This window comes from Bacillus sp. ISL-46 (assembly GCF_018613205.1).
This window is the reverse complement of the sequence record NZ_JAGGQR010000034.1, coordinates 14,238-26,610: the sequence shown is the minus strand read 5'-3', so window position 1 is coordinate 26,610 and position 12,373 is coordinate 14,238. Positions and strand designations below refer to the sequence as shown.

Annotated in this window: 9 protein-coding genes and 1 pseudogene; 3 read left to right on the top strand and 7 right to left on the bottom strand. The window is 39.8% G+C overall.

Annotation, left to right across the window (positions count from 1 at the left end):
- Positions 1-49: 49 nt before the first annotated feature.
- The 4 genes from J7E67_RS17060 to J7E67_RS17045 form a co-directional block, all read right to left on the bottom strand.
- A complete protein-coding gene (locus J7E67_RS17060) occupies positions 50-1,219 on the bottom strand; it encodes a uracil-xanthine permease family protein (protein WP_214732455.1) in 1,170 nt (389 codons plus the stop codon).
- Positions 1,220-1,849: 630 nt separating this feature from the next.
- Positions 1,850-2,008, bottom strand: coding sequence for a hypothetical protein (locus tag J7E67_RS17055; RefSeq protein ID WP_214732454.1), 159 nt, complete (start codon positions 2,006-2,008; stop codon positions 1,850-1,852).
- Between the two features lie 506 nt (positions 2,009-2,514).
- A complete protein-coding gene (locus J7E67_RS17050; RefSeq protein WP_214732453.1) occupies positions 2,515-4,155 on the bottom strand; it encodes a bifunctional metallophosphatase/5'-nucleotidase in 1,641 nt (546 codons plus the stop codon).
- A gap of 112 nt (positions 4,156-4,267) precedes the next feature.
- Positions 4,268-5,356, bottom strand: a complete 1,089-nt coding sequence (locus tag J7E67_RS17045; protein ID WP_214712380.1) for a HupE/UreJ family protein — start codon at positions 5,354-5,356, stop codon at positions 4,268-4,270.
- A 454-nt stretch (positions 5,357-5,810) separates the two neighbouring features.
- On the opposite strand from J7E67_RS17045, the gene J7E67_RS32130 reads away from it, so the two are divergent.
- Complete coding sequence (locus J7E67_RS32130; RefSeq protein ID WP_214732452.1) at positions 5,811-6,473, top strand: DUF4253 domain-containing protein; 663 nt, start codon at positions 5,811-5,813, stop codon at positions 6,471-6,473.
- 556 nt (positions 6,474-7,029) lie between these two features.
- Here the strand turns inward: J7E67_RS32130 and J7E67_RS17035 are convergent.
- Together J7E67_RS17035 and J7E67_RS17030 are read right to left on the bottom strand one after the other, a co-directional pair.
- A complete protein-coding gene (locus tag J7E67_RS17035) occupies positions 7,030-7,452 on the bottom strand; it encodes an HIT family protein (RefSeq protein ID WP_214732451.1) in 423 nt (140 codons plus the stop codon).
- A 204-nt stretch (positions 7,453-7,656) separates the two neighbouring features.
- A complete protein-coding gene (locus J7E67_RS17030) occupies positions 7,657-9,105 on the bottom strand; it encodes a L,D-transpeptidase family protein (protein ID WP_214732450.1) in 1,449 nt (482 codons plus the stop codon).
- A 740-nt stretch (positions 9,106-9,845) separates the two neighbouring features.
- Between J7E67_RS17030 and J7E67_RS17025 the strand changes: the two genes are divergently transcribed.
- Both J7E67_RS17025 and J7E67_RS17020 read left to right on the top strand, forming a co-directional pair.
- Positions 9,846-10,328 carry a sigma-70 family RNA polymerase sigma factor gene (locus tag J7E67_RS17025; protein WP_214732449.1) on the top strand — a complete coding sequence of 161 codons (483 nt, stop codon included), beginning with the start codon at positions 9,846-9,848 and terminating at the stop codon, positions 10,326-10,328.
- 469 nt (positions 10,329-10,797) lie between these two features.
- The gene (locus J7E67_RS17020) at positions 10,798-11,907 is read left to right on the top strand and encodes an FtsZ/tubulin family protein (protein ID WP_214712389.1); all 1,110 of its coding nucleotides are present in this window, start codon (positions 10,798-10,800) and stop codon (positions 11,905-11,907) included.
- Positions 11,908-11,982: 75 nt separating this feature from the next.
- Here J7E67_RS17020 and J7E67_RS17015 read toward each other — a convergent pair.
- A pseudogene (locus J7E67_RS17015) lies at positions 11,983-12,330 on the bottom strand (ABC transporter permease); the annotation flags it as partial.
- Positions 12,331-12,373: the final 43 nt, after the last annotated feature.

The following is a 12,373-nucleotide window of genomic DNA, read 5'->3' as shown; positions in this document are numbered from 1 at the left end:
ACAAATAAAAAGCCATTCCGCTGCAAGTGTTTGGAATGACCTTTTCATTTTAACGTTCGTTCTTTGTCGTAAAATTAGGTACGAGCCAATGGATTAGCAATCCAGCAATGGTGGCGTAGGCGATACCATTATGAGCATATCCAACTCCGATGATGAAGATGATTGCGACGATGACCAAATTTTTCATATTAGCCAGACTCACTTTTTCCTCAATGAGGTGACGAATCCCCATTGCGGCGATCATACCAAACAACAGGATACATATGCCGCCCATCACTGCAACTGGAATGGATTGGATAACAGCTCCAACTTTACCGAACAAGCCAAGAAGAATCGCAAGAACAGCAGCGCCTTGAATGATCCTACTGGAAAATTGGCGTGTGATGGCTAGAACCCCGAGGTTTTCAGCGTAAGTTGTTTGGGCAGGTCCGCCGATGAAGCCGGAGATTAATGTTGCAATGCCATTCCCCCATAGGATGCTTGAAAATCCAGGACTTTTTGTCACATCTTTTCCTGTAATCTCATTTAGTACAAACATATGTCCAAGGTCTTCGATGATGGTAACCAGGGCAATCGGCGCCATTCCGAGGATCACGACCCACGTGAATTCAGGCATGACGACATGCGGAAGAGCAAAAGTCGGTGCATTGGCGATGGTATCAAAATCAACTAATCCACGCACCGCGGCATAAGCATACCCTACTGCAAGACCAATTATGAGCGGCAAGAGGCGGATCACCTTTGTACCTGCAAGCGTAGCGAGGACGGCTGCAAGAAGGCTGACGATAGCGACATCCCAATGGGTCGAAGCCATGTTGGTCACCGCCGTGGTTGCCAGCGAAAGACCGATTATACTTACAACCGGTCCTACGACAACTGCAGGAATTACTTTTCGGACTTTTTCAAAGCCGACAAATGAAATGATAATAGATACAATGGCATAAACAATGGAAACGCTGATAAGACCTGCAACCGCTTGACCTGGTGAATGTAACTTCCCCACATACAATGCTAGCGGAGCAATAAAGGCAAAGGATGAACCTAGATAGGTAGGAACCTTTCCGCGTGTAATAAGATGGAAAATCAAGGTTCCTAAACCACTGGCAATAAGTGCACTTCCTGGATCAAGACCGGTTAGTGCTGGCACCAAAACTGTTGCACCAAACATTGCAAACAAATGCTGTAATGATAATGGTATCGCGCTTAAAACTTTTTTCAAACGTGTCCCCCCTTTAAATAGTGCCTTCTTATGATATATTTCTTCTATTTAATTTTAGAATAAAAATTCATTAGAATAATAATTTATGTCTTTAGTCATTTTTTCTGTTTTCTGTAGATGAAGATTATTACAAGGAGGGAAAAACACAACTCCTCATCTACACTAGGAAAATAAAAACCTCATTTTTTAAGAAGGATTCCAAATCATCTTTAATCCGTATAATGGCTCCTATAGTAAATGAGGTACTTCTGAACATTTTTATAAAAAGAGAGTCATATTATAAGTGAAGTTAAATTAGAAAGGTTGAAAACTGAGGATGACTTTACCATAAATAAATGAGGTCTTCAGAAAAGGTATTTTTTAATATTGAGTAATCCAAAGGAACAATCAGTAGTATCTGTCTGTCACCAGTTTTGAGTCAATTACGAGTTACTTTTTGATACAAATGAAAGTAATTGTTAATTAAAAAAGGGTAGATCGTTAGAAGATCAATAGACAACTAACGACTTGCCCTTTATTAAGTATGATTCGTTAATATTCTAGATTGTGAATGAGGGCTGACTGTTCAGTTAGGCACTGGAGAGTTAGTCTCATTTTCAACCTTCTATTCTTCATTAGTACGCAAATATCTTAAGCTGCTTCCTGCTGGAAACAAGGATCATTGAAGTATACAACTTCAGAAATAATTTTACAGCCCTTCATGTATTTGAGAGCCTCTCTTGCTGCTTCTTCTGTTTCAAATTCAAACATGGAAATATTTGAATCTAAAAAACGAGTGATAATCCACATAAAAATTCCTCCTATGTTTTATAAATCATTTCTGTCCTACCGTCAGACGTCTAAAATTTGGCTAAATATACATAAGCTATGATTAACCTCAAGGATGATTTTAGCATGATGAAATCCGCACTCTAGGATTTAAAGAAGTAATTATTCATTTCCTCATACCAATGATAATGCAATAATGGAAATAAATAAAATGCAATAAAGTTATAGTTACAAATAAAAAATTTTTATATGGTAAAATTTCGGAAGATGAAAGTGGATTACCGGGATTGGAAATACTGATGGTCCTTTATAGTCAGAAAAACCTACCGATAGAAGCCCAGCTTTTGTCTGAGAAGAAGTCCAGTTTAACCGTCGCGATCACAAATAAAAAACACCGTTCCCCATAAATCTGAACGGTGCAATTGTAATAGAATGATATTTTTGTCGTTTAATATATATCCCTTCCAGGGAATTTCATTTTCTTCTTCCAGCGGTTAAAAAAGTAGAACAAGTCTCCTAACATTTGGTTATTTAATTTTCGTGACCCGTCCTTCGATCAATGAAGCAAATGGCTGCTTCAGCTGCTTCACATAATTTTCAAAGACATCGACGTCAACCGGACCGTCCACTTTGCCTGTCCCTTCAAGGAAAACGGTGAAATCGTCACCGCCATTAGCCAGGTAGCTGGTAACCGTAACTGTATATTTGGAATCAGGGTTAATAGGGGTCCCGTCAGCACGGAAGATATCAAGGACTTTTCTTTTCGTACCTTTAGTTCCGCTCCAGGTGTATTTCAGTCCGGAAATTTGCAGCATACGCACGATTCCCTTCGGCTGCCATTGCTGATTCAAGACTCGGCGAATTTGGTCGCCGGTCAAAGTCACTTTAACTAGATTGTTTGTAAACGGTATAATGGTGAACAGCTCTCCCCAATTGACCTCCCCAGCTTGGATATCGGCCCGGATTCCAGCAGGGTTCATAAAAGCAAAGTCAGAGTTCATGGCTGTTCGTTGGGAATCGGTAATCAGATTTCCTAAAGCGGATTCACCGCTTTTGTTCCGAGTGCCGGTAATGTCATTTGCAGCCGTTCCAACGACTTTACTTACGGTGGGAGCGACCTTGGCCTCGTACCTTTTCACCATTTTCTTAATTTCCTCGTCCGGTTTGATGGCGTCCTGATAGACGTATACAATTTCAGCTTTTTTGGTCACGATCTCTTTAGTTGCCGGATCAAGCTTCAAGTCGACGTCGGAGAAAGCTGTTCCGTAAGAATAAGCTTCCACAAGCAGCTTTCCGTCCACTTCGGCGTTTAGATACGTGTGAGTATGACCGCCAAACATCACGTCTACTTCATCGTCTACCTTTTTGGCGATATCAATGATATCTCCGGTAGCGGCACCAGTCAGGGCGGACTGACTGCCACCATTGTGTGCAAGAACGACGATAGCTTTAACGCCTTGTTTTTTGAGTTCTGCCACTGCTTTATTAATGGCTTTCACTTCATCTGTGAACTTTACTCCCACTAATACACTCGCATTCGCAATCTTGGGGGTATCGCTCAATACAACTCCAATAAATCCAATCGGTATGCCATTAAACGTTTTAATTTCATAGGGAGGGAGAATCAGTTTACCCGTCTTTTCGTCCATAACGTTGGCACATACATAAGGGAATTGAGCACCTTCAAAGTATCCGGCCTTCGGGTTGGTTCCACCGTGGATCAGGCGCATCATTTCTTTCACACCCCGATCGAATTCGTGATTCCCTAACGTTCCCAAATTAAAGCCTATTTTGTTCAACACTTTAATCGTGGGTTCCTCTTGCAAAAGAGAGGATACGGGTGCGCTGCCACCAACCATGTCACCTGCATGGACCAAAAGAGTGTTTTTGGTCTCCCCTTTCCTTTGCTTCAAATAGGCTGCTAGATATTCGACTTTGCCCATATACCTTCCGTTAAATTTACGGGTCCTGTCCAATTGTCCATGCAAATCGTTAAGGCCGAGTAATTGTACTTGAATGAAACGGTTCTTATCATTCTCGGTGTTTTTGGGTATGCCTGGCGATTCAGAATTTCCGTTGGCCAAAACAAAGCCCGCAGATATTGTGGTCGTAAGAACAATAGCAGGAATTGCTTTTTTCACTGCGTCCCAATTCAAAGTTGCCCTCACTCAGTTCTCCCCTCCCAATCCTTTAGTGGATTACTACTTTAGGATAAGGGGAAATTGTTAAATTTAGATAACATTCCCATAAACTTTAAGTTAATTTATAAGTGGAAAAATTTCAGGTAAAAACACGCGTCACAAACCAATACAATCCGGCAAGTCCTACTAGGACGGAACCGATTTGTACAGCTCTTGGCCACCAGAGGAAATTTTCCACTTTTCGAATCAGAGGGTAGATGCAGACCAAGATAAGCAATTGACCCAATTCGACTCCAAGGTTGAAGGTAAGCAGCGCAGTGAGTTCGTGGTTTTTAGGCAAACCGATTTCCTGCAGCACTCCGGCAAAACCAAATCCGTGTATCAATCCAAAAGCAAACGTTAACGCCCAGCGGTGCTGATAATCCCGTGACCAAAGATTTTCCAGCGCCACGTAAACGATGGTGAGGGCGATCGTCGCTTCTACAATCCGGGAAGGCAGGGACACGACGTCCAAAGCTGCTAGAATTAGTGTGATGCTGTGTGCAAAAGTAAAGGAGGTGACGACGGCTGCTATACTTCGAAACTTCATTTTTACCAAAAGAAGGGCCAGCAAAAACAACATATGGTCGTACCCAGTTAATATATGTTCGATTCCAAGCCGTATAAATTGAAAAGCCGTGTCAAAAAATCCCGGGGCTTCACCGAACGTTCCTGTCCACTCCTTTTTATCTTTAGAAAATATATATTCGAATGATTTTCCGTCTACCGTTTTAAATGTGGCGACATTCGTATGTTTGTTTTCGGACCTGTCAAAAAACAAATTATAAAGGATTGACACTGTCCCGATTTTGGAAGAATCCTTAAAAAATAAATCGATCTGAATCATCGACAGTTGGGGGACCGATTGAAGTTCATGGGTCATAGACAAAACGCGGCCGTTATTTTTTACTGCCAAGCCTTTTTCAATATAGGGACGAACCACCTCGTCGTACGCGTTTTTCAATTCATCTTGATCGATTATCTCATCATGATTGGCATCCACACCCGGGAATTCGGCAATGGTTAAAGAATCGATAAGGAGGGTGATTCTTACCATATCTCCGCCCGCCGCGATTTTAGCAAAGCCGTAGCTCCCTGAATGTGCGAACGCTTTATCGGTATTGGAGGATAAAAAGAAAAAACCCAGAAAAATGATAATCGAAATGAGAAGTAAATAGGATTTTTTCAATGTGAATCCCCCTAAGATCTAGTAACCTGAGAAACATTTACTTGAGAAGAAAAGAATGATACGGAGAGGAAAGAACAAGTTTGCATGGTTCAAAATTGATTCCTATGACAGGAACGATATTGCTTGAGGCTTCCCATTTTGCTAACCACGGGATGATTCTTCGGAAATCTATTAAGCAAACACGGAAAAAACATATGATACTAGTATTTGATTTATTCATATACCGTTCCTAATTTTAAGGAGCTAAATTAACTTGGATAAAAATTTTGGACCTGTTACGGGGGAACCTTATTATAAATAGAGCGGTTTTAAAGAAGCCATAATTAGAGGTGATACAAATTTCTGTATCACCTTTTTAGGTTGATTAATTTCTAAGAGGAAATAAATAAATTTTATTGAATTTATTAATATGATCATCTTTATCCAATAACAAAGCCTGTAGGAGATGAAGAACGTGGGAATATTTGATAAATTCAAGAAAAAAAAAGAAAAGATTGATTATATTGATGAAATAATTACTAAATTGGATTGTGACTGCTCGATTATTGAAGAGGACGATGTTAAAGGGGTTATGACGAGGTATCATCAAGCTCTCATAGAGGGAAAAAGAGAAGGATATACACCACTTATCATTATCCCTTCAGAGATGATGTTAGAAATCGTTGATACCCATGCGGATAAAGAATACTTGAACGATGATCGAGAATCAATCATAGCCAAAGCGAAGGATATGGATGTAAAAGAATTATTAAAGAGACTGCTAGATGAGATCATGCCCATGGAGGAAGACGATGATATCACTGGTGAGTTTTCTTTAGAGGGACAGATGGACCATTTTCTGTCCATTAAAGATGTAATAAATAAGAAAATAATTATCGCAAAGATTCCAACGGATAAACCTTGGGAAGTAGCTGCTTGGGTTCCAATGGGCGGGTTTAATGATTGTCCTATGCCAGAGGAGCAAGTTGCAGTATTCAAATACTGGTACGAAAAATATGGAGCTACTCCCGCTTTAGTGTCCACAGATGTATGGGAATTATTTGTTGAAAACCCTCCTAAGACACAAGAAGAATCAGAATTACTCGCTTGGGAACAATTTGGTATTGTGGGGATATAGTCTGGCAAGGGGGTGGAACAGTAAATTCCCTAGCAGGAACTCTTATCAATTCTTCGGTTTGGTGGTGGGACTAAAAAACGTTATAATCTCCCACTATTATAGGGAGTCAATTAGGACCTCAATCCGACATCCTTGGAAGTCTCTATAATTATGTAGTAAGTAACCGTTAAGTAAGAATTCCCAGTTTGAGTTGATTTGCAATTATTATCCAGCAAATGTCGTAAGTTTCGTAAAATATGTAGTAAGTGACCGTTATCTTGTAGTAAGTCTCTATAATTATGTAGTAAGTGCCCGTTATTTCGTCGTAAGTCTTAATAATTATGTAGTAAGCTGATTGGTAACGATAATTTCGTAGTTTCGGATATCTATCACGGGGAAAAAGTATTAATTAGTAAGAAACAAAGCGGGATGATCCCATCTTTTTTTGTTATACCTTAAGCTTTTTTAAGGCAAACAAAAGAGAAGTGCGTTACGCTAACACCTCTCCACCCTGCGGCACGGAAATTTAACTCGGTACCGACCCTGAATCACCTTTAAAAATAACTTTCAATAGATGTCACAGAGCTCCTTTTATTGTCTCGATCATGTTATGATATTCTTCTTCTGTTAAGTATGTTTTTCCTGGGTTCATCTCGAAAGTGGACCCCCAATTTTCTTTTCCTTCATACTTAGGCACAATGTGCATATGTAGATGATGTAATGTATCACCATACGCTCCATAATTAATCTTGTTTGGCTGGAAAGTCTGATCGACCGCTGCAGCTACCTTTTTTACATCGTTCATAAAAGCTGCTAATTCATCATGACTGAGCTGAAATAGTTCTTTAACATGATCCTTATAAACTACATTACATCTGCCAGTATACGTCTGTTCTTTAAAAAGAAAGACTGTTGAAACCTCCAACTCACATATTTCAATCATAAGATTGTCTCGTCTTTCATCCTTCATGCAATACATACAATCTTTATTTAACTCCATCTTTTTTCTGCCTCACTTATTTATGAATTTTGAACCTATCTCTATAGTACCTCAGTTTTGAAAAATATATTTAGATTTGGATTTCTTAATAGGCAGTCAGGATGGATGATCGCTTTTTGTCTTTTTCTTGATGAAGTGCAAAAAAGTAGACTCCAAATAAAAAATCAGGAAATCATTGACGATTTCCTGACTCTAATCGATTGTTTAATAGATGACAACCGGGTCGTAAGTGCTTAGTGTATTATACACAGTTTTCATAACACTAGGCGGTGTATTGACGCAGCCATGTGATCCTGCATTAAGATAGGCATTACTTGACCAGTTGGACCGAAAGCCGGCATCGTGGAATCCTTGTCCATCATTCGTAAAAGGAGCCCAATAATCAACTTTTACTGAATAACCTGGTTTTCCTCCGAGTTCTCTGCCCGTTAGTGTGGAAGGTGATCGTTTATAGAGGATATACCACACTCCTTTTGATGTATCATTACCGGTGCTGTGTTTGCCGGTCACGACATTCGTTGTGACGACTAATTTACCATTTTTGTAAATCCAAATCCGCTGTTGTGCAATCGAAACTTCAGCATATGTATCACCGATGCCATTGTTTGATGTCGTTTCATAACCATAGCCTTCACCACTCCAGCCATGTCCGATAATATTAGTAGCAGCGATCGACTTCTCGCCTTTTTCAAAAGCTTTCTTAATCTGTGTTGTTTCTTTATCCACATCTAATGCCCAGCCATAGCCTTTTCCTTTTACGGTTTTGACTGCTCCTGAATGGGTCTTAAATGTGAAATCTTTATCTAATGTGGATTGAGAACTATTAATTTCAGCAATTTTCTCGTTAATATCACTTGGGTCAATCGTGACCTTCAAGTCTTTTGTCACCGATGCATTTTTTATTAATTCGCTGCCTTTTAACGAAAAAACTTTATCCTGTACCTTATAATCAACGGTTTGCAGAAGGAGTTCTTCTAGCCTTTTCTGCTCATTTTTTACAATCGGACTGTCTTCTTTGATTGGCTGGATGTATACAGGGTTCAAACGGATTTCACTCGTATATCCCTGCTTTTCGTAGTCCTTTAATAGACTGGCAAAATCAAGCTGCTGTCCATCATTACTTTTTGAGACGACAACTTTACCTTGTTCCAAACTGGCCTTCGCATCTTTAGGCGCTGTTAAACTCTTATTCATTGAAAGTATCTTTTCTTCCACTTGTTTCTTCATCTCTTGGCTGCGATACTGATCGGGTTGGCTAGGCATTAATGAAAATTCTTTTGCCTTTGAAGAAGGAAAATACGTTCGCTGGCTGCTTAATAATTTTTCAACACCTGCTAGATCCTTATCTGTAAAACCCATCTTCGTATCTTGTCCATCAAAAATTTGTTGTTGCCCGACATAGACTACGTTTTTTAAAACAACTGTATTTAATTTGTTAAGTGCCTCATCAGCAGTCAGTCCATTAACATTTACGCCATTAATCTTGATATTTGCATTAAAATGGTTTGCCTGATAATAGCTGATTGCCCCAAATATGAGCGCTATAATAATGATTACACCCGTTGTAATAAACTTCCAGTTTGTATACCATTTAAAAGATTTTGCCCGCCGTTCTCCAATTTCTTCCACTGATTCTTTCACAGCATTTTCCATTAAAATTCCCCCCGCATACCTAACAATCAAGCTATCGACGTCTTTCGACTTTAAGCTTTTGGTTTTGCATCATAAATATAAATTATAGTATCAATTCTTAAATTTTACTACTATTCTACTAGATATAAAGTGTGAACTTTGTCACAATTTGTATCTGCGTGAAATATTTTTTGTCTTTTTGTAATTTGGTTGCCTGAAGTCAGGGTTCGTTCGGACTGAGCTTTCCTTTTTTAATTAATTTCCAATAATTATCCAGCAAATGTCGTAAGTTTCGTAAATTATGTAATAAGTGTACGGAATTATGTAGTAAGTCCCTATAGTTAGGTAGTAAGTGTACGCATATACGTAGTAAGTCCCTATAGTTATGTAGTAAGTGTACGCATATACGTAGTAAGTCCCTATAGTTATGTAGTAAGTGTACGCATATACGTAGTAAGTCCCTATAGTTATGTAGTAAGTGTACGAAATTATGTAGTAAGTCCCTATATTTATGTAGTAAGTGTACGCATATATGTAGTAAGTCCCTATATTTATGTAGTAAGCATCGGCAATTCACCCCAAAATCGACTGAAACTCCAAAAAACGCCCCCAAAAATCAAATTTGCTTGCAAATATCACCTCACTTAGCCCAATATCCCTTCCAAAAGTGAATATTTTCCGTTCGATACGATCGAGTATTCCCGCTATGGTATAGGTACCCGGGAATACATGAAAAGCGCGCTTTCTGAAAGGACTTTCCCTTGGAAAGCTTTGAACAGTTAGTCGACCAGTACCAGCCCATGCTCCATAAAATCATGCACTCGCTCCACCTTTACAAACACCATGAGGAATTCTATCAGCACAGTCTCATCGCCCTTTGGGAAGCTAGCCAGCGCTTTGACCCCCAAAAAGGGAGCTTCACCAACTATGCCTACACCTATATCAAAGGCTATCTTCTGATGGAATTGAAAAAATTACACCAAGACCAAGAACGAAATGTTCACCCTGATGAGCAATTCTGGGACCTGGCAGCAGATCCCTATTCGGATGACCCATTACAGGAGGAAATTCTATTATCCTACTGCGAAACGCTCACACCGAATCAAAAGAAATGGCTACTGTATACCATCCGTGATCGCCTATCGGTCAAGGAAATTGCCGAACTAGAAAAGGTATCCTTATCAGCCGTGAAAGGTTGGCGTAGCGGTGCTAGAGAAAAAGTAAAGAATTTAATACGGGAGTAGAATACGAGAACAAAAAATTCGTGGGTCCGGCCTTCATACGGACGATTAACTACCGGACTAGCGAAATTACCGTTAGTCCGGTCGTCTATAAGGATTAATAACTATCGTTCTCACAAATTCCCCTACTACACAAACGTTTGATTAATAGTTGCCTCAACATGCTTCAATACTATTCTCACTCTAAGTACCTGCGAAGAATGTCGAGGGAAATCTTCAAAAATGACTCATTAAAAAGGAACCATGTTTAGCTGCTGAACCAGATTTGAATACAAAAATGGTTCTTGGTGTCAGGCACCACAGATGGACAAATGTCCTTTCATGGTGCCTGACACCATTTTTAATATGTAGCGATTGTTAAGTCACAGTTGATTTATTCATTTTTCAACTACTATTTTTAGGCATTTTTCAAATGAAAAAGTCTAATTTCGAAAAACATGAGTATCATTTTAGTAATGAAGGAGGCGATCTGATGGAATCAATTGGGATTTTAGGAGTCGGGCAAGCAGGCGGTAATTTAGCGGAAATTGCTTCATCGATGGGGTTTCAAACCGCACTTATCAATACGAACAAACGCGATGGCATAGTGAACACAAAAGTGGAAAGGAAGTATTTTGTTCCTGGTTACAATGGTGCTGGGCAGGATCGATCCATTGGTTTAAAAGCGGTTAACGATAACTACCGAGAGATTATCGACTTTGTAAAGAATTCCTTTAAGAAAATTAAACTTTTATTAGTGGCCTTCTCAACCGATGGTGGTACTGGATCAGGGATGAGCCCGTTATTGATCGATCTGTTATTGGAACATCTGTCCGGCGTTAACATAGGTGCCATTGCAATTGTTCCTGATCGAAATGTATTAACAGGTAATCGCATCAATGCTACAGAGTGTATTGAAGAGCTTTCCAAGATAAACTCGCTTTCATCGGTGTTCCTAGTTGATAATGATCAAATGAGAAAGTTAAACCCACAATCCAGTAAACATCAAATCTACCTTTCTTCTAATCAGCAAGTCATGGAAGCCATTAAGAGTGTGTTGCAAGTAACGAAAAAGAGCTCGTTTTACGGAAACTTTGATGAAACTGATCTGATGAATATTTTGGGAACAAGAGGAGTAACGATTATATCTTCTGCTCAAATTACCGATGCAAAAACAACCTCAGATGTTACTAGTAAAATACAACAATCTTGGGCTACCTCCGTATTCTGTCCGGTGGAGTCAACCGGTGTAATCCGCTCGGGGATAATCTACGAAGGCCCAGAAAAAATGGCTAAACTAATTAATGTTCCATCCATTTTTGAACGAATTGGAGAACCACTCGAATTATTCGAAGGGACCTACTTCTCGGAATCAGATCCTACGGTAACGACTATTTTGGCGGGACTCGCCTTTCCTTCACGGCGCCTGCATGCCCTTGAGGAATCCCTAGAAAAAAACAAAGATCGGTTACAGAACCTAGTCAAAAAGGAACATACCCAGAAATATGAATCAAAAATAGCTTGGGCATCAACCCTAAAAGCCAAACCTCAGGAGAGAAAGCCCAGCACCGTAACCTCTAAGTTAGATAAGTACCAAAAATAAGAGGAATATATAGTTATTGGTGTCAGGCACCACAAATGGACAAATGTCTTTTCGTGGTGCCTGACACCATTTGCACTATTTCCCCCTTAGTAACTGCATGCGCTGGTTGAAAAGGCTTGGGTACGATAAATAATTGGACTGCTTGCATAGGGTTGGCTCCTGCGATGTTTTGGTGCTCATCATTCTCGGCAACTGGACGAGGCGGATTATTTTCTGGCTCTCAATGGTCGGAATCATGCTTGCTTTTATAGAAGTGATGAGCTGTGTGTGTATGGCTTGTTTAGGTGTTCCGCCGAGTGACAGGATAAGTTCCGTCTCATCTTGATGCGCTTCTACTTCTGATGTAAATCTGTTGAGGAAGAGAATAGCGCGCACCATCGAATTTCCGATGACCATTCCGCTGATTGGGATAATGTTTTGGGCCGCACCTCTTTTAAACATAGAAAAACCACCTTTTAAATCTTAA